Origin of the sequence: Sphingomonas asaccharolytica NBRC 15499, from assembly GCF_001598355.1 — a bacterium.
Lineage (GTDB): Bacteria > Pseudomonadota > Alphaproteobacteria > Sphingomonadales > Sphingomonadaceae > Sphingomonas > Sphingomonas asaccharolytica.
In genome coordinates this window covers 1-19,863 of the sequence record NZ_BCYU01000077.1, presented here as the reverse complement: position 1 = coordinate 19,863, position 19,863 = coordinate 1, and the positions used below count along the sequence as shown (strand labels likewise).

The 19,863-nt window shown below is 64.9% G+C and carries 23 protein-coding genes and 1 tRNA gene; 10 read left to right on the top strand and 14 right to left on the bottom strand.

From position 1 onward, the window contains the following. Window positions 1-102 precede the first annotated feature (102 nt). The 3 genes from kdpC to SAS01S_RS17630 all read left to right on the top strand — a co-directional run bounded on the left by kdpC (window position 103) and on the right by SAS01S_RS17630 (window position 2,699). The gene (gene kdpC, locus SAS01S_RS17640; protein WP_066811656.1) at window positions 103-699 is read left to right on the top strand and encodes a potassium-transporting ATPase subunit KdpC; all 597 of its coding nucleotides are present in this window, start codon (window positions 103-105) and stop codon (window positions 697-699) included. A 9-nt stretch (window positions 700-708) separates the two neighbouring features. Continuing rightward, window positions 709-1,404 (top strand): response regulator, encoded by a 696-nt coding sequence (locus tag SAS01S_RS17635; protein WP_066811654.1) that lies wholly within the window; start codon window positions 709-711, stop codon window positions 1,402-1,404. A gap of 245 nt (window positions 1,405-1,649) precedes the next feature. After that, on the top strand, window positions 1,650-2,699 hold the full coding sequence (locus SAS01S_RS17630) for a LacI family DNA-binding transcriptional regulator (RefSeq protein ID WP_084239155.1): 1,050 nt from the start codon (window positions 1,650-1,652) through the stop codon (window positions 2,697-2,699). 51 nt (window positions 2,700-2,750) lie between these two features. On the opposite strand, the gene SAS01S_RS17625 is transcribed toward SAS01S_RS17630, so the two are convergent. From SAS01S_RS17625 to SAS01S_RS17610, 4 genes are read right to left on the bottom strand one after another with little or no spacing between them, the layout of a single operon-like run. Continuing rightward, window positions 2,751-3,437 carry a TorF family putative porin gene (locus SAS01S_RS17625; RefSeq protein ID WP_169804981.1) on the bottom strand — a complete coding sequence of 229 codons (687 nt, stop codon included), beginning with the start codon at window positions 3,435-3,437 and terminating at the stop codon, window positions 2,751-2,753. A 19-nt stretch (window positions 3,438-3,456) separates the two neighbouring features. After that, the gene (locus SAS01S_RS17620; protein ID WP_245656980.1) at window positions 3,457-4,704 is read right to left on the bottom strand and encodes a S8 family peptidase; all 1,248 of its coding nucleotides are present in this window, start codon (window positions 4,702-4,704) and stop codon (window positions 3,457-3,459) included. Beyond that, the gene (locus SAS01S_RS17615) at window positions 4,701-5,342 is read right to left on the bottom strand and encodes a zf-HC2 domain-containing protein (RefSeq protein ID WP_066811649.1); all 642 of its coding nucleotides are present in this window, start codon (window positions 5,340-5,342) and stop codon (window positions 4,701-4,703) included. Before SAS01S_RS17615 ends, SAS01S_RS17620 begins: the two co-directional genes overlap by 4 nt. Before the next feature lie 10 nt (window positions 5,343-5,352). Continuing rightward, window positions 5,353-5,997, bottom strand: coding sequence for an RNA polymerase sigma factor (locus SAS01S_RS17610; protein WP_245656978.1), 645 nt, complete (start codon window positions 5,995-5,997; stop codon window positions 5,353-5,355). Window positions 5,998-6,137: 140 nt separating this feature from the next. Here SAS01S_RS17610 and SAS01S_RS17605 point away from each other — a divergent pair, with 140 nt between their 5' ends. From SAS01S_RS17605 to groL, 5 genes are all read left to right on the top strand, one after another. Next, entirely contained in the window at window positions 6,138-7,043 is a 906-nt protein-coding gene (locus SAS01S_RS17605) for a cyclase family protein (RefSeq protein WP_066811647.1), read from the top strand. A gap of 180 nt (window positions 7,044-7,223) precedes the next feature. Continuing rightward, window positions 7,224-8,102 (top strand): glutathione-dependent disulfide-bond oxidoreductase, encoded by an 879-nt coding sequence (gene yghU / locus SAS01S_RS17600; RefSeq protein ID WP_066811645.1) that lies wholly within the window; start codon window positions 7,224-7,226, stop codon window positions 8,100-8,102. Window positions 8,103-8,233: 131 nt separating this feature from the next. Next, on the top strand, window positions 8,234-8,509 hold the full coding sequence (locus SAS01S_RS17595; protein ID WP_066811643.1) for an AbrB/MazE/SpoVT family DNA-binding domain-containing protein: 276 nt from the start codon (window positions 8,234-8,236) through the stop codon (window positions 8,507-8,509). Then, on the top strand, window positions 8,496-8,885 hold the full coding sequence (locus SAS01S_RS17590; RefSeq protein ID WP_066811641.1) for a type II toxin-antitoxin system VapC family toxin: 390 nt from the start codon (window positions 8,496-8,498) through the stop codon (window positions 8,883-8,885). Before SAS01S_RS17595 ends, SAS01S_RS17590 begins: the two co-directional genes overlap by 14 nt. Window positions 8,886-9,046: 161 nt before the next feature. Continuing rightward, complete coding sequence (gene groL / locus SAS01S_RS17585) at window positions 9,047-10,630, top strand: chaperonin GroEL (protein ID WP_066811639.1); 1,584 nt, start codon at window positions 9,047-9,049, stop codon at window positions 10,628-10,630. 74 nt (window positions 10,631-10,704) lie between these two features. On the opposite strand, the gene SAS01S_RS17580 is transcribed toward groL, so the two are convergent. The 3 genes from SAS01S_RS17580 to SAS01S_RS17570 form a co-directional block, all read right to left on the bottom strand. Next, complete coding sequence (locus SAS01S_RS17580; protein WP_157082884.1) at window positions 10,705-12,597, bottom strand: putative bifunctional diguanylate cyclase/phosphodiesterase; 1,893 nt, start codon at window positions 12,595-12,597, stop codon at window positions 10,705-10,707. A gap of 337 nt (window positions 12,598-12,934) precedes the next feature. Next, window positions 12,935-13,009, bottom strand: a tRNA-Gln gene (locus SAS01S_RS17575). 79 nt (window positions 13,010-13,088) lie between these two features. After that, the gene (locus SAS01S_RS17570; protein WP_066811637.1) at window positions 13,089-14,180 is read right to left on the bottom strand and encodes a branched-chain amino acid aminotransferase; all 1,092 of its coding nucleotides are present in this window, start codon (window positions 14,178-14,180) and stop codon (window positions 13,089-13,091) included. 78 nt (window positions 14,181-14,258) lie between these two features. On the opposite strand from SAS01S_RS17570, the gene SAS01S_RS17565 reads away from it, so the two are divergent. Further along, entirely contained in the window at window positions 14,259-14,774 is a 516-nt protein-coding gene (locus SAS01S_RS17565; protein WP_066811635.1) for a MarR family transcriptional regulator, read from the top strand. On the opposite strand, the gene proC is transcribed toward SAS01S_RS17565, so the two are convergent. The 5 genes from proC to SAS01S_RS17540 all read right to left on the bottom strand — a co-directional run bounded on the left by proC (window position 14,771) and on the right by SAS01S_RS17540 (window position 17,899). Beyond that, complete coding sequence (gene proC, locus SAS01S_RS17560) at window positions 14,771-15,601, bottom strand: pyrroline-5-carboxylate reductase (protein ID WP_066811633.1); 831 nt, start codon at window positions 15,599-15,601, stop codon at window positions 14,771-14,773. The two genes, SAS01S_RS17565 and proC, sit on opposite strands and share 4 nt — an antisense overlap. A gap of 2 nt (window positions 15,602-15,603) precedes the next feature. Then, window positions 15,604-16,107, bottom strand: a complete 504-nt coding sequence (locus SAS01S_RS17555; RefSeq protein ID WP_066811631.1) for a type III secretion system chaperone family protein — start codon at window positions 16,105-16,107, stop codon at window positions 15,604-15,606. Window positions 16,108-16,195: 88 nt separating this feature from the next. Then, the gene (locus SAS01S_RS17550; protein WP_066811629.1) at window positions 16,196-16,471 is read right to left on the bottom strand and encodes an accessory factor UbiK family protein; all 276 of its coding nucleotides are present in this window, start codon (window positions 16,469-16,471) and stop codon (window positions 16,196-16,198) included. Window positions 16,472-16,493: 22 nt separating this feature from the next. Beyond that, window positions 16,494-17,045 carry a TspO/MBR family protein gene (locus tag SAS01S_RS17545; protein WP_066811627.1) on the bottom strand — a complete coding sequence of 184 codons (552 nt, stop codon included), beginning with the start codon at window positions 17,043-17,045 and terminating at the stop codon, window positions 16,494-16,496. A gap of 116 nt (window positions 17,046-17,161) precedes the next feature. Beyond that, window positions 17,162-17,899 carry a TlyA family RNA methyltransferase gene (locus SAS01S_RS17540; RefSeq protein WP_066811625.1) on the bottom strand — a complete coding sequence of 246 codons (738 nt, stop codon included), beginning with the start codon at window positions 17,897-17,899 and terminating at the stop codon, window positions 17,162-17,164. A 179-nt stretch (window positions 17,900-18,078) separates the two neighbouring features. On the opposite strand from SAS01S_RS17540, the gene SAS01S_RS17535 reads away from it, so the two are divergent. Then, window positions 18,079-18,750, top strand: a complete 672-nt coding sequence (locus SAS01S_RS17535; protein WP_066811623.1) for an RBBP9/YdeN family alpha/beta hydrolase — start codon at window positions 18,079-18,081, stop codon at window positions 18,748-18,750. 97 nt (window positions 18,751-18,847) lie between these two features. Here SAS01S_RS17535 and SAS01S_RS23000 read toward each other — a convergent pair whose 3' ends face one another. Together SAS01S_RS23000 and SAS01S_RS17525 are read right to left on the bottom strand one after the other, a co-directional pair. Beyond that, window positions 18,848-19,609, bottom strand: coding sequence for a helix-turn-helix transcriptional regulator (locus SAS01S_RS23000; RefSeq protein WP_066811622.1), 762 nt, complete (start codon window positions 19,607-19,609; stop codon window positions 18,848-18,850). Beyond that, a partial coding sequence (locus tag SAS01S_RS17525; protein ID WP_281179332.1) for a transketolase C-terminal domain-containing protein occupies window positions 19,593-19,863 on the bottom strand: 271 nt, incomplete at its 5' end. The genes SAS01S_RS23000 and SAS01S_RS17525, both read right to left, overlap by 17 nt.

Below are 19,863 nucleotides of genomic sequence, written 5' to 3'. Positions count from 1 at the left end.
GGGGGGGGGGGGGGGGGGGGGCCTCCCAACGAGCGACCAGCTTGAGGCACTGCCCCACCCCAACCCCTCCCCTGAAGGGGAGGGGCTAGAAAGGAAAAACCAATGCTCAAAGACTTCACCACCGCCCTCCGCCCGGCCCTCGCGCTGACCTTGCTCTTCGCTGTCCTGCTCGGCCTCGTCTACCCCGCCGCGATCACCGGCATTGGCCAAGTCATCGCGCCTGCCGCCGCCAATGGCAGCCTGATCCGCGACGCCAAGGGTATTGTCATCGGCTCTTCGCTGATCGGCCAGGGCTTTACCTCGGACCGCTATTTCCACGGCCGTCCTTCGGCCGCGGGCAAGAATGGCTATGACGCCACCGCCTCGTCGGGCTCCAACCTCGGCCCGACCAGCCAGGCCCTTTCCGATCGCATCAAGGGCGACATCGCCTCGACCAGGGCAAGCAATCCCGCACCAGGTTCCAACGTACCCGCCGATCTGGTGACGGCCTCCGCCTCGGGGCTCGATCCCGATATCAGCCCCGAGGCGGCTTTGTTCCAGGTGTCGCGCGTCGCCAAGGCGCGCGGGATCGACCCCGCCAAGCTGCGCCAGATCGTCGCCGACAACATCGCCTATCCCTTGCTCGGCTTCCTCGGCGAGCCGCGCGTCAATGTCCTCGCGCTCAATCTCGCCCTCGACCGGATGACATCGCGGCCGTAACGTTGTTCCATGTCCGCCCAGCCCCGGATCCTGATCGTCGAGGACGACGCGCATATCCGCCGCTTGCTGCGCGTCGCGATCGAGCGGTCGGACTATGCGGTGATCGAAGCGGCGACCGCGCGTGAAGCGCTGACGGCCGCCGATATCGACAAGCCCGAAGTCGTGTTGCTCGACCTCGGGCTGCCCGATCGCGATGGGCTGGAACTGATCCAGCTTTTCCGGGCTCGCATTGGTGCCACGGTCATCGTCGTCTCGGCGCGCGGCGAAACAGCGGAAAAGGTCGCCGCGCTCGACCTCGGCGCCGACGACTATCTCACCAAGCCTTTCGATACCGAGGAACTGCTGGCACGGGTTCGGACGGCGCTGCGCCACCGCGTTGCGGGCGAGACAGGGCAGACGGCAGTGACCACCGGCGACGTCGAAATCGACCTTGAGCGCCGCCGGGTCCGCCGGGCAGGCGAAGAGGTCCATCTCTCGCCCAAGGAATATGACGTGCTCGCCGAACTGGCCAAGCGGCCCGACCGCGTGATCGGCCACCGCCAGTTGCTCCGCACCGTGTGGGGGCCGGCGCACGAGGACCATGTCGATTATCTGCGCATCGTCGTCCGCAATTTGCGTCAGAAGCTGGAGGTGGACCCTGCCCGGCCGCGATTGATCACCAACGAACCTGGGGTGGGTTACCGGCTAGCCGTAGGCGACCAATAATCCTCCCCGGCACGGGGAGGAGGACCAACGCGCAGCGATGGTGGAGGGGGGCCACGATCAACCAGCCACAAGCGAAGAGGTTAGCGGACGGTGGGCCCCCTCCACCACGCGGCTGCGCCGCGCGGTCCCCCTCCCCGTGCCGGGGAGGAATTTGCGGTCGCGCCCCCACACAACAGTTACGCTCTACGCCAAGCCGCATCGAATTTTGCAGACACGGCACGCCCTGGCGTCATAGTCAGGCGCCAATGGAACCCGAGGCCGACCAGCAACCGACCAGCGAGCGGGCGCATCGCCCCACCTCGTTCGATGTCGCATTGCTGGCCCAGGTGTCGCAATCGACCGTGTCGCGCGCCTTGCGCGGCGACGCCTCGATCACCGTCGAGACGCGCGACCGCGTCGCCCGCGCAGCGGCCGAGCTCGGTTATCGCCCCGACAGCCGGGCGGTCAGGCTCCGCGGCGGTGCGGTCGGGACGGTGGCGGTGGTCCTGTTGACGTCATCGGACCTCGAGCGGCGCGCGCTCAACCCCTTCTATTTCGACATATTGGGCGCGGTCGAGGCGGCAGCGGCGCGGCGCGGCATGGGCATCCTGCTATCATACCAGAGCACGCCGGACTCGCTACGCAGCGACTTCGAACAACGGCGCGAAGCCGACGGCCTGATCGTGATCGGCACCGCCGCGAACCGCGCGGCCTGGGACTATTTCGCCCGGGCGCGGCAGGCCGGCAGCAACCTCGTTGCCTGGGGAGCGCCGGATGACTCGCTACCGATCGTCCGCGCCGACAATCATGCGGCGGGCGTTCTGGCGGTCGAGCATCTTATAGCGGCTGGCCGTCGGCAGATCGCGTTCGTTGGGCCAGGCTGGGAAGCACACCAGGCGTTTCGCTTGCGGCGGCAGGGGTATCTTGATGTGCTGGCGAAACACGGCCTGACGCCGATAGAAGTGACGGCGCCGCCGATCGACGACCGCCACGCGCAGGGCGAAGCGGCGGCCGCGCAATTGCTAGCAATCAGCCCCATGATCGACGCCGTGTTCGCGGCATCCGATACGCTTGCGTCGGGCATCATGCGAGGTTTGCAGGAAGCGGGCATCCGCATTCCCGCGGACGTCGCGATCGTCGGTTTCGACGGCGGCTTCGGGGCGCGCCAATCCACGCCGGCGCTGACGACGATCGAACAGGATGTGGCAAGCGCGGGCGAGATGTTGGTCGGGACGCTGTTCGGACCGGCAGAATCGGAGGGCCGAACCGGAAAGGCGTTCGTTCCCGTGCAATTGGTGGTTCGGGGAAGCAGTTAGAGCATGAACGCGGACGACCCCGCGCCTGCCGCCAAAGGTTTAAGCGGTACGTCAGAAACTCCAGCTCGCACCCGCGGTCAGCGCGGCCTTGCCATGGAAGCTGCCCGAATAATAATCCTTGCCCGGGCCACCGCCCGACAGTGCGGCATGGAGGTCGAAACTCCCCAGTTTGCGCGCCACGCTTAGCCGCCAGTCATAGCGCGACGCACGACCGCCCAGATATTGCGTTGGAGTCGCCAGATAGATCTGCGACCCAAGATGGCCATTTACCCGCCAGTTCGTCGCTGGCCGAAAGGTCGCCTCCACTTCCGCGTAGAGCGACGAGACATAGGCCTGCTCATAATCGGGCGAGTAATAGACCCGTGCCGAAAACGGACCGGAGGCGAGGCCGAGATAGACTTCGGTGTAATTGTGCGACCGGCTCTCGCGGTCGGGGGAGCGATATTGGCTGCGGGCTATGCCGCCATCGATCGACAGCGTTTGATTGAGGCGGCGGGCATAGCCGATATTGCCCTGCACTCCCAGGAACAGCGGATCGTCGCGGCCGATCTCTCCCGTGGCGGATAGGTTGAGATAGACGCCGCTATCGTCGTCATAGCCGATCTGCGCGGTCGCCACAGGCTGTCCCGCGCTCAACGAATAGCCGCGCAAGCGATAATCGCTCTCGACGTCGACGCTGCCACTAACCTGGGCGCGTGCGGGAGTCGCGGCGAGGCACAGGATCAACGGCGCGGCCAACGCTCCCACGTGCCGCAGGTCAGCGCGCCCTTCCCGCCAGCCTGCGGTCGATTGCGCACGAACAATCACAGCCCGGCGACGTCCCGACCAGAGTCGCGCAGGCATCGATCGCGCCGCCCGCCATCCGGTCCAGGGCGATCCGTGTCGCGCGGCCGCCGGCCTGGCGCATCAGCGCGATCAGCCCGGTGACATGTGCGACTGCATAGGAACTGCCGTTGACCAGGTACCATTTACCCCCCGGTTGCGTTGTCGGCACGTCGCGGCCGGGAGCAATGTACACGCGCGCCGGCAGGGACCGCAAAGATTCGTCCGCGACGGCAATGACCCCGGGCAAGGAAGCGGGAAATCCGCCTTGGGGCAAAGACGGATCGAACGGCGCAACCACCGAGAGATTGCGCGCGAGGGCAAGGGCGATCAGCCGGGCGAGCAGCGGGTCTGCCGGCCCGGCGAGGCTGAGATTGATCACCTCGGCATTATGTTCGATCGCGAATTGCAGCGCCCGCGCCAGGCCGAGACTGTTGCAGAGCGTTGGACCTACGGCGGTCTGCCAGCAGGCTCGCAACGCCATTATCCGCGCGTCGGGTGCGATCCCGGCGATACCGATGCCGTTCCCGGCCTTGGCGCCGACGATACCGGCAACGCCCGTACCATGCGCTTCCCCGCTGGTCGTGCGGCGGTCGACGAAATCGAGATTGGCGATGAACTGGCCGGCAAGATCGGGATGCGCGACATCGATCTTGCTGTCGATGATGGCGACGGAAATGTTGCGGCCGGTGGCGATGCGGTGGAGATCGGCCAGCCGCCAGGCGGTAGCGGCCGGCTGTGCACGAAACAGCGGGTCGTTGGGCGCGACCCCAGCCGGGGAACCGCGCGCCTGATACGTTTGCAGCGGCTGCGACCAGGAGACCGCCGAGTCCTTCGACACCTGTGCTATCGCCGCGTCGACCGCCATGCCGTCGGGCACGCGCATGACATAGCAATCGACCCCGATCAGCGGCATCGGCCACCCATCGACCAAGGTTAGACCGTTGCGCCGCGCAATCCCCGCGGCGATCCGCCGCCGCGCGGCCATCGCCGCGCCATCGCCATAACTGCCGCCATAGGCTGCGCCGGGGCGATAATGCGGCGGCGCCATCTTGAGCATTACCAGTATCTGGCGATCGGCGTCAGCCTCCGGCCGCTCCTGCGCATGGCCCGGCGTCATCACGCCCAGCGCGACGACGCCGCACAAGGCCAGGCAAAGTCGAAACCATCCGCGCCAGGTCACGGCTGCGACCCGGCGTCGATCGGCTCGGCCAAAACGATTTGAGGCGTCGCGCGCAGGCCGTCGAGCGCCTGTGCCCGGCTGGCGGGCGCGATCCGCACGACATAGGCGCCGCTCGCGGTAGGGCCGTCGACGACGCGCGCGCGGGCTTTGGTCAGCGCGGCGCGCAGATCGCTGTCGCGTGCATCTGGCCGGAACATCACCAGCGCGTTGCCCGGCGCCACCGTCGGTGCCGATCCCAATGCGCGATAGGTCTCTCCGACCGGCGATGGTGCGCCTGGGACGATGGCGACAGCGAACGCGACGGCAGCCGCCGCCGCAAGCGGCCCGCCGAGCGCCCATCCGATCGCCACCTTGCGGCGCAGGAACGGCACCGGTTGGGCCAGCCGGCGGGGCGGCCCCGCGGCGTCGATCCGGTCGCTCAGCATCGACCAGGCGTGCTCGACGTCGAGCGGCAGCGCCGCGACCTCGCGCGCCAGGACCTGTTCCGCTGCCATATCGGCGCGACACTCGGCGCATTCGGCGAGATGTGATTCGACCATGGACGCTTCGTGGGCCTCCAGCGTGCCATTGACATACCAGGGCAGCAATTGCTGCGCCCGTTCATGGGGGCTGCCGCGCAGCCGGATGATCTCAGCCATCGAACATTCCTTAAATCCAGTCGGTCAACGCACCGGCCAGGCGACGCCTAAGGTGTCGGCGGGCGTGGAACATGCGAGTCTTCACCGTATCGACCGGGCATTCGAGGATCGTCGCGATCTCGCGATAGCCCAAATCGTGAAAATAGGTCAGGTCGACCACCGCCCGGTGCGCCGGCGACAATTCGTCCATTGCCCGCATCAGCAACGCGTTGATCCGCTGGCGGCTCGATTCGTCCTCTGGGCTCGCCGCGTCGCTGACGCGGTTTTCGGCCTCCTTGTCCTCGACCGCCTCGTCCTGGCGCTTCAGCCCCCGCATCGCCTTGCGATAGGCAATGGCGAAGACCCAGGTGGACAGCTTGCTCGCGCCGTTAAAGCTGTCGGCGCGGTTCCACACCACCATCATCGTATCGTCGAGCACTTCCTCGACCAGGGTCGGCCGCCGGATCAGGTTGAGCAGGAACCGTGTCAGCCGGGGATGGTAGAGGCGGTATAATTCCTCGAACGCCGCCCGGTCGCCGCCGACGACACGCGCGAACAGCGCCATTTCCGTTTCCGATCCGCCGCTGCGCCCGCGCTCGCGCACCGCTATCAAGTTGACCTCACCTTCACCATCCGCCGCCACGTCCACGATACCGCGTTTGTGCCGGGCCCGCATCGGATAGTTCATCGTGACGGATGGAACGTGTCGACGGTACCGGCTACGCCCCGTCAAAGCCGATGCCGCGTTCGCGCTGGCGCAACGGGACGATTTCACCCTAAATCGCCATCACAACCTGGCGCAGCTGGAAGGCAAGAATGGTGAGTGACAAGCGGGTGTGTTTCGATTTCGAGGTCGATTTTTCGAACGGAGGCGGCATCCAGGGTCAGGATTTCCGGCTCGATATCAACGGCGACGACATTACCGACGAAAAGCTCGCCGCCTACATCATCGCCGATCTGCGGCTACTCATGGTTGGCGAGGTGCGGATCCTCAACAAGCGGATCATCGCGGAGCGCCACAAACGCGCCGCCGTAGCCTCGCGACCGACGGCGGCCAATGCAAGCGGCCGCATCGACCTCAGCCACACGATCGAAGACGGCATGATCACCTATAAGGGCCTGCCTGCTCCCCTCCTGTGCGATCATCTATCGCGCGAGCAATCGCGCGCGACCTACGCCGAAGGGACCGAGTTCCAGATCGGCAAGATCGAAATGGTCGGAAACACGGGCACCTATCTCGATACGCCGTTCCATCGCTACGCCGACGGCTATGACCTTTCCGGGCTCGATCTCGACCGCGTCAGCGGCGTTCCGGCGGTCGTGGTGCGGGTCGCCGGGCAAGCGGAGCGCGCGATCGACTGGGCAGCCTTTGCCGCAAGCGATGTCGGCGGCCGCGCGGTGCTGGTGCAGACCGGATGGGACCGGCATTGGCGGACCGATCAATATTTCGAGGATCATCCGTTCCTGACAGCCGATGCCGCCAGCTATTTGCGCGATCACGGCGCGCTGGTCGTCGGCATCGATTCCTACAATATCGACGACGTTTCCGGCGGTGAACGGCCGGTACATTCAATTCTGCTCGGCGCCGGTATCCCGATCGTCGAGCATATGACCAATCTGGATGCGCTCCCGATCGACGGATTCCGCTTCTGGGCGGTGCCGCCAAAGGTCAGCAAGATGGGCACGTTTCCGGTGCGAGCCCATGCGGTATTGGAGGGGTGACGATCCTGCGATCCGCGTGATGGCGCGAGCGCGCTCGACATCGCACGTCTGACAACAGCCACCAGCCTCAGGAGAACCCGCCGAGGTCCGCGCCGGCGAGGTGGCGAAACCCGATCGGGCTTCCTAGCTAGCGACAGCACGGCCGGCGACTCCCGGCCGCGAGAGCGTGGAGCTACATTCATGAGCGAGCCGACCGAGTACACCCCACCTGCCATCTGGACCTGGGACAAGGAAAACGGCGGCGCGTTCGCCAATATCAACCGGCCGATCGCTGGGCCGACGCACGACAAGGAACTGCCGATCGGCAAGCACCCGTTGCAGCTCTATTCGCTCGCCACGCCCAATGGGGTGAAGGTGACGGTGATGCTCGAGGAGCTGCTCGCGCTGGGCCATAAAGGCGCTGAATATGACGCCTGGCTGATCCGTATCAACCAGGGCGACCAGTTCAGCAGCGGCTTCGTCTCGGCCAACCCCAATTCCAAAATCCCTGCGCTGATGGATCACACCGATCCCGCCGCCCCGTTGCGCGTGTTCGAATCCGGCGCGATCCTGATCTACCTGGCCGAGAAGTTCGGCGAATTCCTACCGGCAGACTATCCCGCCCGCGCGGAAGTCCTGTCCTGGCTGATGTGGCAGATGGGCAGCACGCCATTCCTCGGCGGCGGCTTCGGGCATTTCTATGCCTATGCGCCGTTCAAGCAGGAATATCCGATCAACCGCTATGCGATGGAAGTGAAGCGCCAGCTCGACGTGCTCGACCGAAGGTTGGCGGAGAGCGAGTATCTCGGCGGCAGGGACTATTCGATCGCCGACATGGCAACCGCGCCCTGGTACGGCGCGCTGGCCAAGGGACTGGTCTATGGCGCCGGCGAATTCCTGCAGGTGCAGGACTACAAGAACGTCATCCGCTGGGCCGACCAGATCTTCGAGCGCCCCGCGGTGAAGCGCGGCCGCATGGTCAATCGCGTGATGGGCGAGCCGTCCGAACAGCTCCACGAACGCCACGATGCCAGCGATTTCGAGCTGCGCACCGCGGACAAGCTGGAACCGGCGGACTGAGGCTGGCGGCGGGGAGCCAGGCCGGCTCGGTTCCCCGCCCTACCCCCACCAATCCAGGGCCGATTCGCGTCCGCTTGCGGATCGCGCTCGGACACCTTATCTTACCGCCGTCTTACCGTAGGAGATGCGCGATGCCGGCGATACCGGAAGGGCTGACGACGATCGTATCGACCAAGGGCCAGGTGATCCTGCCCAAAGCGATCCGCGAGCAGCGACATTGGCCGAGCGGAACGCGGCTGACGGTGGAAAACACCGCCGAGGGCGTGCTTCTAAAGGCGGTGCCGATGTTTGCCGAAACCAGCGTGGACGCGATGTTCGGATCGCTCGGGTTCGAGGGCAAGGCCAAGTCGATCGAGGACATGGACGCCGCCGTCGCCGCCGAAGCGAAACGTCGTGCGCGCGATTGATACGAACGTCGTCGTCCGCTTCCTCGTCGCCGACGACAAACCCCAGGCAAAGGCAGCACGCGACGCGATCGAGGCAGGTGACATCTTCATCGCACTAACCGTGCTGCTCGAGAGCGAATGGGTGTTGCGCAGCGGTTACGACTTCGCCCCGCCGCGGATCGCCGCCGCGTTGCGCGGATTGGCCGGCCTCCCCGGCGTCATCGTCGAGCAGCCACCGGTGCTGGCCCAAGCACTCGACTGGATGGAGAGCGGCATGGACTTCGCCGACGCGCTGCACCTCGCAAAAGCGGGGGGCTGCACTGCTTTTCTGAGTTTCGACCGGAAATTGGCGAAGACGGCGGCCGGCCGATCCGCGGTCAAAGTCCAGTCGCCGTAAGCAATCGACGCGCCACGCCGCCTTGCGCATAATCGCGATTGCCCCCACATGGGGCATACTGGCACTCGCGCTTCCCTAGTGCCAATTCGCAGATCGCAGCGCTGGCTTCGGTTGTGATAGCGACGCTCCCGTCGCGTTCCAGCAACCGAACGGCCCGATCCATGCCAGCCAAAGACATCAAATTTTCGCGCGATGCGCGCGAGGCAATCACGCGCGGGATCGATCTGCTCGCGGATGCGGTCAAGACGACGCTAGGCCCCAAGGGCCGCAACGTCCTGATCGACAAGCGCTATGGCGCGCCCCGGATCACCAAGGACGGCGTCACCGTCGCCAAGGACATCGAGCTCAAGGACAGGTTCGAGAATCTCGGCGCGCAGATGATGCGCGCGGTCGCCTCGCGAACCCAGGACCATGCCGGCGACGGCACGACCACCGCCACCGTGCTCGCCCAGGCGATCGTCCGCGAGGGCCTCAAATCGGTCTCCGCCGGAATCAATCCGATGGACGTCAAGCGCGGCATCGACCTCGCCGTCGTCTGCGTCGTCGAGCACCTTGCCTCGCGCTCCAGGCCTGTCGCCAACAATGACGAGATCGCCCAGGTCGGCATCGTCTCCGCCAATGGCGACGAGGAGATTGGCCGGATCATCGCCAAGGCGATGGACAAGGTCGGCAAGGAAGGCGTGATTTCGGTCGAAGACGCACAAGGCATGGAATTCGAGCTCGAAATCGTCGAGGGCATGCAGTTCGATCGCGGCTATCTCAGTCCCTATTTCGTGACCAATGCCGACAAGATGACGGTCGAGCTCGAAGATCCGTACATCCTGATCCACGAGAAGAAGCTGTCGAAGCTGGAGGCGTTGCTGCCGATCCTCGAAGCTGCCGCCAAGGCGGCCAGGCCCTTGCTGATCATCGCCGAGGATATTGAGGGCGACGCACTGGCGACGCTCGTCGTCAACAAGCTGCGCGGCGGCCTGAAGGTCGCCGCGGTCAAGGCGCCGGGCTTCGGCGATCGCCGCAAGGCGATGCTCGAGGATATCGCGATCGTGACCAAAGGCATGGTCGTCGGCGAAGCGCTCGGCATCAAGCTCGAAGGCGTGACGCTGGACATGCTCGGCACCGCCAGGCGGGTCTCGATCGACAAGAGCGACACGACGATCGTCGACGGCGCGGGCGATCCCGCGGTGATCGCCGCCCGGATCGAAGCGATCCGGCAACAGATCGAGAATACCGACAGCGAGTATGACCAGGAAAAGCTCCAGGAACGGCTGGCGAAGCTGTCGGGCGGCGTTGCGATCATTCGGGTCGGCGCATCGACCGAAGTCGAGATGACCGAACGCAAGGATCGCGTCGACGACGCGCTCCACGCCACCCGCGCCGCGGTAGAGGAAGGGATCCTTCCCGGCGGCGGAACGGCGCTGCTCCACGCGGCGAGCGCGCTGCAGGGTGCGAAGGGCGACAATGCCGACCAGGATCGTGGCATCGACATCGTCCGCCGAGCGCTGTCGGCGCCGCTGCGCCAGATCGCCGAGAATGCGGGCCATGACGGCGGCGTGGTCTGCGCGAGGCTGATCGAGGGCAACGATCCGGACATGGGCTTCAACGCCCAGACCGAAACCTATGAGAATTTGGTCAAGTCGGGCGTGATCGACCCGACCTTGGTGGTCCGTTCCGCGCTGCAGGATGCCGCGTCGGTCGCGGGGCTGCTACTGACGACCGAAGCGGCCATCGTCCAGGCCGCGGACTGATTGGCTACCGGTGCCCCCAATGCTCCCGGCGTTCGTTGAGCGAGCCTGGCGGTCGCAGGCTTATGATCGGCGCTTTACTGCCCGCCACGTCTCAAGAGACGCGCGCTCTGTTTGGCGCCGACATCCGCGTCGCCGGTGTGCACCCATGCGGCGCCCAGCGACGGCGTTTCTGCGGGCAAGGGCTGCCCGAACCGGACCAGTATTTCGGTCATTGCGACGCGATCGACCGCTGGCGAGAAGAGGTAACCTTGCCCGAGTACGCAGCCCAAGGCGCTCAACTGCGCGGCCTGGCTCTCGGTCTCTATACCCTCGGCGACCACGCGGATGCCGAGCTTTTCGGCGATGCTCAAAAGTCCCTCGACGATCACGCTGCTGGGATTTCCGGGCGAGAGGCTGTCTACGAAGCTCTTGTCGATCTTGAGAATGTCGACGGGGACGGTCAGCAAATGAGTCAGAGAGGCGAAGCCGGTACCAAAGTCGTCGAGCGCCACCCGTAGCCCCAGCTCTCGCATCGCCTTGATCTCACGGGCAATGACGTGGTCGCGGCGCCCCATATAAACATTCTCGGTGATCTCGACGATCAGATGCTTGAGCGGCACATCCGCGGCCGCAAACGCAGCGCTGAGCTGACCGCCGAGCTTGCCGCGGTGGACGTCGGCGTAGGACACGTTCAGACCGACATGCTGAAATGCTATGCCAAGGTCGAGCCAGTGGCGGATGTCGGCCACGATGCGTCCCAGCATGCGTTCTGTCAGCGAGCATGCGATCTGCGCATCCGAGGTCGCGTCGTTGAACGCCGCGGCGGGAATGATTTCACCGTCAGGCGAAATCAGGCGGCAGAGCGCCTCAACCCCGACCACTTCGCGCGTGTCGAGGCGGAAGATCGGCTGATAATGGGCCTCGACGCGATTCTCGCGAAGCGCTTCGCCAAGGTCGCGAATGGCCGTCAGGCGCTTCGTGATCGCCGTCCCGATGCCGGGCCAGTAGCGGACGAACCCGCCTCTGCCCGTCTCTTTGGCGTGGTACAGGGCGAAATCCGCCTTCTGGCGGACTGTCTCAGCCGTCGCGTCGCCGATCGACAGCACCGCGCCGCCGATCGTCGCCTGCGGAGAGATCAGATGCCCATCGCATGAAGCCGGCTCAGCCAGACGATCGAGGATCCGCTGTGCCGTAGCGGAGATATCTCGAAGCGCTTCCGGTGTTTCCCAGATGATCGCAAACTCGTCGCCGCCGATCCGGAAGGCCTTTGCCGGTGCTGAGGTAGCGGTGAGCCGGGATGAGACCTCCCGCAAGAGATCGTCGCCGACATGATGACCAAAGGTGTCGTTCGTCACCTTCAGATTATCTAGATCGAGGATCATGATCGCCCAGGACCCGGGCTCGTCGCACGACAAGCCTGCGAGTGCCCGATTGAAGGAGGCGCGGTTCAGCAGCCCGGTGAGCTCGTCGACGTTCGCCTTGCGCTCATGCTCGAGCAAACGGTCGTGTCGCTCCATCGCGATCGCACAGAGGTGGGTGCAGTTTGCGACGATCCGCTTCTCGGCTGCGGTCGGACCGCGCCGCTCGCGATAATAGATTGCGAAGGTTCCCAAGACCATTCCGCTCGCGTCAAAGATCGGACTCGACCAGCACGCCGCCAGCCCGAGTGGCAGAACAAGGTGCCTGAATGCGGCCCATTTGGGATCGCGCGCGACGTCCGCGACGACCACCGGCTTCTTGAAATATGCGGCCGTTCCGCACGAGCCCGCTGCAGGTCCGATTGGGATACCATCCAGCGCTGCGGAATAGTCCGACGGCAGGCTCGGCGCCGATAGCGGATGCAGGACGCCGCCGCGATCGACCGTCAAAACGGAGCAGATGACGCCAGGCAGCAAGGCCTCGACTTCGCAGCAAAGACGATCGGCCGTGGCTTCCAGAGTGCTTCCAGTCGCAATCATCTCAAGAATGATGTGTTGAAGGGGAAGCACGGCGGGCCAATCGTGAAGTGTAAGCGCGCATCATGCAGCAACACCGTCAAAGTCGCGTGAGGTTTCTCAGTTAATCTTTAAATAACGGCACCAACTCCCCCCAACTTAACGAAGAGGTAATGGCGATTCACCCGCTACGGCGTTCGCACACGATCAAGTCGGTGGACAGGTGAACCGGCAAATGGCCGATTGTGCGAAAGAGGTTGTTGTCTACGGGCACGTCGAACCAAAAGCATCCCGCCTCGTTTATCGACGCTGACGAACGGGACGTGCAGGTCAAATACGAAGCTTCGCTCACGTCAGAGCGCACAGGCTGACACAAGCTGAAATGTGTGGCTGGCTGGGGCGGCAGGATTCGAACCTGCGAATGGCGGCACCAAAAGCCGCTGCCTTACCACTTGGCGACGCCCCAACATTCCCGGCCGACATGTCCGGGCGGGAGCGCGCGCTTATAACGGCGCGCGCGATCCTGCAAAGCCCTGAAAAAGCCCTTATGCGATCCGGTCGAGCCAGTCGTAAGGATCGGGCGCCGCGCCGGTCTGAATCGCGACCAGGGATTCGCGCAACGACATGGTGAGTTGGCCCGGGCCACCCGAGCCGATGGTGAAGTCGCCCGAGCTCGCCTTGACCTGACCGATCGGCGTGACCACCGCCGCGGTGCCGCAGGCGAAGGCCTCGACCAGCCGGCCGCTCGCCGCATCGGCGCGCCACTGGTCGAGCGCATATTTCTCTTCGCGGACGGTGATGCCGCGGTCCCGCGCGAGTGCGATGAGCGAATCACGCGTGATGCCGGCCAGGATCGTATCGCTGAGCGGCGGGGTCGCGAGCGATCCGTCGTCGAACACAAAGAACACGTTCATCCCGCCCAGTTCTTCGACATAGCGGCGTTCGACCGCGTCGAGGAACACGACCTGGTCGCAGCCTAGCTTGATCGCCTCGGCCTGCGCGATCAAGCTGGCGGCGTAATTGCCGCCGCACTTGGCCGCGCCGGTGCCGCCGGGGGCCGCGCGCGTGTACGTCTCCGATGCCCAGATCGAGACTGCGGGCGCCCCGCCCTTGAAATAGGCGCCGACCGACGAGGCGATCACCATGTAGATGTAATCGGACGACGGCTTGACTCCGAGGAAGATCTCGCTGGCGATCATGAACGGGCGTAGATAGAGCGATCCGCCTTCGCTGGTCGGGATCCAGTCGCGTTCCGCACTGACCAAAGCGCGGCACGACTCGACGAACAATTCCTCGGGCAATAACGGCATTGCCAGCCGCTCAGCCGACTTGCGGAAGCGACGCGCATTCGCCTCGGGTCGGAACATGGTGATGCCACCGTCCGCGCCACGATAGGCCTTGAGCCCTTCGAAAATCTCCTGCGCGTAATGCAACACGGCGCAGGCAGGATCGACCGTCAGCGGCTGGCGCGGCGCGATGGCGAGATCGTGCCAACCCTTTTCATCGCTATAATGCGCGATCGCCATATGATCGGTGAACACGCGGCCAAAACCCGGATTGACGAGTTTTTCGGCGCGGGCCTCATTGGAGGTGGGCGACGCGGTGGCGTTTAGCGGAAAATGCGCGGCGATATTCATGACAATCGGCCATAGCGCGACAAATCGCGCGCGTCCAAGGCTTGCCGTAGATTAATCGCGGTGGCAAAACCGGTCAACATGACTGCCCCAACACCAGCCGCTTCGGCCCAATTCCTCCGCGAGTCCGAAATTCGCCGAGGATCCGAAATGCTCTTTTTCGCCTATAGCCGGCTGACCAAGGCGGTTGACCAGAATCTGGGCGAGCGCGGAATCGGCCGCGCGCATCATCGCGCGCTCTATTTCATCGGCCGTCATCCCGACATTTCGGTCAGCGAATTGCTGTCGATCCTGGGCGTCACCAAGCAATCGCTCGGGCGCGTGCTGACCGAGCTCGAGGAACGCCATTTGGTCGAAACGCGGATCGGCGATCGCGACCGGCGGCAGCGGCTGTTGCGGCTGACCGATTCAGGCTACGAGCTCGACACCGAGTTGTTCAATCATGCCCGCGACATCATCGCGCGCGCCTATAGCGCCGCGGGACAGCAAGCGGTGACCGGCTTTTGGGCAGTGCTCGAAGGGCTGATTCCTCCGACCGAACGCGACCGGGTCCATAATTGGCGCGAAAATTCGGTGCCGCCGGGACAACGACGCTAATCAAATTCCGCAGTGTTAGCCTTGGCGGCGGCGGCCATCTCGCGGCCGCGGCGTTCGGCGGCCTGCAGCGTCTCGGTCATCAGCCGGATCAGCGCATCGTTGCGATCGAGCACGTTCAGGCCCTGCCGTGTCGAACCGCCCGGGCTGGCGACGCGGTCCGCGAGAACTGCTGGTGTCGCGTCCGAACCCGATGCCATCAATGCCGCGCCGTCGACCGTCGCCAGTGCCAGCCGCGCCGCCTGATCGGCGGGGATGCCCAGCTTTTCGCCGGCCTTCGCCAGCGCATCGATGAAGCGGAACAGGAATGCCGGGCCGCACCCTTCGAGCGTGCCGACCGCGCCAAACATCGCCTCATCCGCGGTCCATTCGACGAGTCCGAGCGGCGCCATCAACGCCGCCACGGTTTCCCTGGCGGACGGCGGGGCGCCATCGGCATAAAGCGCGATCACGCCTTTGCCGAGCGCGACGGGCAGATTGGGCATCGCGCGAACGATTGCGGGGCCAGGAAAACGCTCGGCCAGCGTCGCTTCCTCGACTCCCGCCAGGATCGAGATCAGCATCGGTGCCTGACGGATACGCTCGCCATAGGCAGCGACGATCTCATCGAGCTGCTGCGGCTTCATCGCCAGCATCACCGCGTCAGGCGGCGGGCCGTCGGGCAGAGCGCGCGCCTGGCGCACGCCCTCGGGAAGATCGCGGTTGTGGCGGTTGACCACATCGACCGCGTCGCCTTGCACCGCGCCGCTGTCGACCCAGCGCGACAGCATCGCGCCGCCCATATTGCCGCACCCGATCAGCCATAGCCGGCGAGGAACCGCGGCCGTCATGCTCACGCCTCGCCCTGCGTCTCCGTCAGCGACGCGGCGAGCGCCTCCTTCGGGGACTTGCCGCCCCACAGGACGAACTGGAACACGGGATAGAAGCGCTCGCACTCGTCGATCGCCGATTCGATCAGCAATTCGGCGCCTTCCAGGGTCAACGTCCCGCCATCGGTGCCATCGATCATCGCCGCGTGGCGATAGAGCACGATTCCACTCGACGACCACAATTCGAAATGGCCGATCCACAATTGCTCGTTGATCAGCCCGATCGCTTCGTAGATCGCGACGCGGCGGTCGTCAGGTACGCGGATGTCGGGAAAAGCGAGGAATTGCAGCACGCAATCCTCTTCTCGCCACAGCGCGCGCAGCTCATATTCGGTCCAGCTGCCCTTGACCGTCGCGACGACCTCATCGTCGTGGCGCTGATGTTCCCAGCCATGCGCGGCGTAATAGCTCTCGATCATGTCGATCGGCGCCGCATCCTCGCGCTGGAAATCGCTCTCATCGAGCATCGTGGGTCTCGCTGGTCATCTCATGCGAATCTGCCCGTTGCGGCCGAGACGCGCAACGGGATCGTGGAGAAAGCTGTGGAAAATCGGTTCAGGGCTTTGTGGATTTTGGCTTGGCGGCGGGCGCTGCCTTGCCTTCCAGCGCGTCGAGTCGTGCCTTCAGTGCATCGGCCTCGTCGCGCGCCGCGGCGGCCATCGCCTTGACCGCCTCGAACTCGTCGCGACTGACGAAATCGAGCCCACCGATCCATTCCTTGGCGCGCTCGCGCGTCGCGGCTTCGGCCTCGCGGCCCATCCCTGCCAGTGTGCCGGCGGCGCCGTTCACGAATTTGACGAGGTCATCGAACATCCGGTTTTCGGATTGCATGTCTGGTATCCCGTAATCTTGATCAGAAGTTCATCTGGGCACTCGGCGAAGACGGTACAAGCGTCGATGCATTGGGGTTGAGCCTCTCGATTTCCCAATTGAGCACGCCGGCAAAGCATAACCAAACCAGATACGGCACCATCAGCCACGCCGCCGCAGGGCGGATCCGGCCGAATACCAGCGTCGTCGCCAGCGCCGCGACGAAGATCGCGACGAGCAGGATCAGCGCGGACGACACTTGATGCATGCCGAAAAACAGCGGCGACCAGGCGAGGTTGAGCACCAGCTGAAGCACGAACAAGGCGATCGCCAGCCCCCGCAACCGCGATCCGCGTGCGTTGATGATCATCGCCAGCGCCAGCCCCATCATGATGTAGATCGCGCTCCAGGCGACCGGAAACACCCAATCTGGCGGCGTGATCCCGGGACGCGCGAGCGCGGCGTACCAGCGGTTCTGCGCTCCCGCCGGCGCGATTCGGCTGGAGGCGAAACCCAACAGCAGGATCAGCGGCACCGTCACCACCGCCCAGCGTAGAAACACCCCGCGCAATTGTTCCTTGGTCGCGATTTCCATCAGCAATCCTCTTGCACGCTCGACACGCGCGTTCGCTTAGTGTTGCCGCGATGCAGCATGATGACAAGCCGGGACCTCCATCGCGGGTAGGCTGACCGCCTTGGAATTGGACGGCCCTAGTCAGACAGACGCGCCAGGATAACGAATTCGACATTCCCTTCGGGCCCGGTGATCGGGCTCTGGACAATATCTTCGACCGTCCAGCCACTCGCAGTCAGCCATGCCGCGACCTCGTTGCAGACCCGGTCGTGCACAATAGGATCGCGCACCACCCCGCCCTTGCCGACCTCACCGCGCCCGGCTTCGAACTGCGGCTTGATCAGCGCCGCCAGGCACGCACCCGGTTTCGCGAAGCGCAGCGGCACCTCAAGCACCTTCGCCAGGCCGATAAAGCTCGCGTCGCACACGATCAGGTTGATCGGCTCGGGAATATGCGCTTCGGTCAGAATCCGCGCGCTGGTCTGTTCGTGGACGATGACGCGCTCGTCCTGCCTAAGCTTCCAGGCAAGCTGGTTGGTGCCGCTATCGACCGCATAGACCCGTGCCGCGCCCTTAGACAGCAGCACATCGGTGAACCCACCGGTCGACGACCCGACGTCGATCGCCACCGCGCCGGAGACGTCCCAGCCGGCATGGTCGAGCGCGTGCGCGAGCTTGATCCCGCCGCGCGATACCCAGGGGTGATCGCGTCCCTTGACCTCGATCGCGGCATTCTCGGCGAGCATCTGCCCCGGTTTGTCGATTCGCTTGTCGCCGGCGAATGCCAGTCCCGCCATGATCAGCGCCTGGGCGCGCGTGCGGCTTTCCGCGAGCCCGCGATCGGTGATGAGTTGGTCGGCGCGAACCTTTGCCATTCCTCTCCCATGACCGCGATTTCCGTCCGTCGCAATCCGGCGGCAATTGGGCGCAAGCTTATTCCCATCAAGAAACTGGGAATTAGATTGAGCGTTGGGAAGAAGATGAAGATAGCAGCGCGGTCGTCCCCCTAGAGCGCCCACGCCGTCTTCTTCCCACCCTCTCTTGGAGAGAAACGATGGGACAGTTCACGCATCCCGACGGCACACTTCCGACTATATTAACCGTCCCCGGTCTGGGCGGTTCCGGCCCCTCGCACTGGCAGAGCCTGTGGGAGACGTCGCGCCCCGACACGCACCGGATCGAACTCGGCATGTGGGACCAGCCTCACCGCAATACCTGGGTGACCAAGATCGATCAGGCGGTACGCCAGGCCAAGGCGCCGGTGATCCTTGCCGCGCATTCGCTTGGTTGTCTGGCGGTGGCTTGGTGGGCCGAGATGAGTCCGCAGCCTTATGGCTGGCCGGTCGCCGGCGCCTTGCTCGTTGCCCCGGCCGATCCCGACCGCCCCGATACCGCGCAGGAGCTCAAGGGATTCGCGCCGACGCCGCGCAAGGCGCTCCCCTTCCCCTCTATCCTGGTCGCCTCGACCGACGATCCATGGATCGATATCGGCCGCGCGCGCAGCATGGCCTCGTTCTGGGGCAGCCATTTCGTCGATGCCGGTGCGCAGGGGCATTTGAATGCCGCCAGCGGGATCGGCTGGTGGGAGGAAGGTCGGCGATTGCTTGACCGCGTCATCGCCGCATCGGCCGACCGCTCGGGTCATCCGTTCAATCCCAGCGAAGCCCGGTCGATCCTGGCGATCAATGCCACCGACGCTGCGCAGGAGCATTATCTGCACAAGTGAGACGGGCAGACGGCGGGTACCTTCCACCGTCACCCCCGGGACAAGCCGAGGTGACGGTGGAGACGGTGTGACGGCCCATCCAGTCCCAACCGGGCTTCTAGTTGCGCCGGAATTGGATGGTGAACCCTGGCGCCTGGCCTCGGTCGACCACGACCTGGAAGCCGACATTCGTCAGCGCGGGGGCGCCCGGAACAGGTTTGCCGGCCGCGGTCTGGACCTCGCTGAGCATCGCGGACTGTCGCTGATCGTCTCCACTGAGCGTGCCGGTCACTTCGCATGCAGTCGTTGCGCAGCGAATCTTCAGCGGGTGGTCGCCGCCGTCGAGGTCCGGGACTCGCGCCATCCTGACGCGCAGCGCGCTCTCCGCTTCAGGCGCCCATTGGCTATCGCGTTGCTCACCGACGACGCGCCGGTGCCAATAGCCCGAATTCCAGCTCGGATCGGGCTTTCCCGCATTCGAAGCGGTCGCGGATTGCGAAACGAGCGGGGCTGGCTGCGCGACGAATATCGCGACGGCAAGCGCACCGGCAAGAGCGAGGCACATCAATGTAACTCCTTTCCACCACCGGCCAGTCGCGACCGGTGTGATGGGCTCTGACGCGGCGGCATCGGACGGCGCCATCCCGATAAGGTCGTCACGATTTTCTTGGGCGGCAAACAGCCGCGCGAGTTCGCGGCTGCTGCCAACGCCGGTCTTGCGCCGTGCTTCGCGCAACCGCTCGTTGACCGCGCCGACGCTGCGATCGGTCAACGTCGCGATGCTCTTGGCGGTATGCCCCTGGGCGAGCAGGCTCAGCGCCGTCCGTTCGGCGGCGTTTAACTTGCCGAAATCTACCGTCGTGTCAGGCTCTAGCCCCATCAGCTACGCTCGCATCGTTATAACGTAGCGCTTTCAGCACGGTGTCGACGATGTGGTCGGCGTCGAGCCCGGCTTCGGCATATTGCACCTCGGGCTTGTCCTGGTCCTGGAAGATGTCGGGCAAGCGCATCGTGCGAAGCTTGAGCCCGGCATCGATCAGCCCGGTATCGCTCGCCATCGTCAGGACGTGAGCACCGAGCCCGCCGATCGCGCCTTCCTCGATCGTCACCGCGACCTCGTGCGTGGTCAGCAGG

Bases quoted from the DNA above. Each gene is read 5' to 3' on its own strand.
- yghU (WP_066811645.1), top strand. From the start codon at position 7,224: ATGAGCGAGCCGACCGAGTACACCCCACCTGCCATCTGGACCTGGGAC.
- SAS01S_RS17595 (WP_066811643.1), top strand. From the start codon at position 8,234: ATGCCGGCGATACCGGAAGGGCTGACGACGATCGTATCGACCAAGGGC.
- SAS01S_RS17615 (WP_066811649.1), bottom strand. From the start codon at position 5,342: ATGGCTGAGATCATCCGGCTGCGCGGCAGCCCCCATGAACGGGCGCAG.
- SAS01S_RS17540 (WP_066811625.1), bottom strand. From the start codon at position 17,899: ATGGCAAAGGTTCGCGCCGACCAACTCATCACCGATCGCGGGCTCGCG.
- SAS01S_RS23000 (WP_066811622.1), bottom strand. From the start codon at position 19,609: ATGGGGCTAGAGCCTGACACGACGGTAGATTTCGGCAAGTTAAACGCC.
- SAS01S_RS17630 (WP_084239155.1), top strand. From the start codon at position 1,650: ATGGAACCCGAGGCCGACCAGCAACCGACCAGCGAGCGGGCGCATCGC.
- kdpC (WP_066811656.1), top strand. From the start codon at position 103: ATGCTCAAAGACTTCACCACCGCCCTCCGCCCGGCCCTCGCGCTGACC.
- SAS01S_RS17635 (WP_066811654.1), top strand. From the start codon at position 709: ATGTCCGCCCAGCCCCGGATCCTGATCGTCGAGGACGACGCGCATATC.
- SAS01S_RS17535 (WP_066811623.1), top strand. From the start codon at position 18,079: ATGGGACAGTTCACGCATCCCGACGGCACACTTCCGACTATATTAACC.
- SAS01S_RS17550 (WP_066811629.1), bottom strand. From the start codon at position 16,471: ATGCAATCCGAAAACCGGATGTTCGATGACCTCGTCAAATTCGTGAAC.
- SAS01S_RS17545 (WP_066811627.1), bottom strand. From the start codon at position 17,045: ATGGAAATCGCGACCAAGGAACAATTGCGCGGGGTGTTTCTACGCTGG.
- proC (WP_066811633.1), bottom strand. From the start codon at position 15,601: ATGACGGCCGCGGTTCCTCGCCGGCTATGGCTGATCGGGTGCGGCAAT.
- SAS01S_RS17570 (WP_066811637.1), bottom strand. From the start codon at position 14,180: ATGAATATCGCCGCGCATTTTCCGCTAAACGCCACCGCGTCGCCCACC.
- SAS01S_RS17565 (WP_066811635.1), top strand. From the start codon at position 14,259: ATGACTGCCCCAACACCAGCCGCTTCGGCCCAATTCCTCCGCGAGTCC.
- SAS01S_RS17610 (WP_245656978.1), bottom strand. From the start codon at position 5,997: ATGCGGGCCCGGCACAAACGCGGTATCGTGGACGTGGCGGCGGATGGT.
- SAS01S_RS17605 (WP_066811647.1), top strand. From the start codon at position 6,138: ATGGTGAGTGACAAGCGGGTGTGTTTCGATTTCGAGGTCGATTTTTCG.
- groL (WP_066811639.1), top strand. From the start codon at position 9,047: ATGCCAGCCAAAGACATCAAATTTTCGCGCGATGCGCGCGAGGCAATC.
- SAS01S_RS17555 (WP_066811631.1), bottom strand. From the start codon at position 16,107: ATGCTCGATGAGAGCGATTTCCAGCGCGAGGATGCGGCGCCGATCGAC.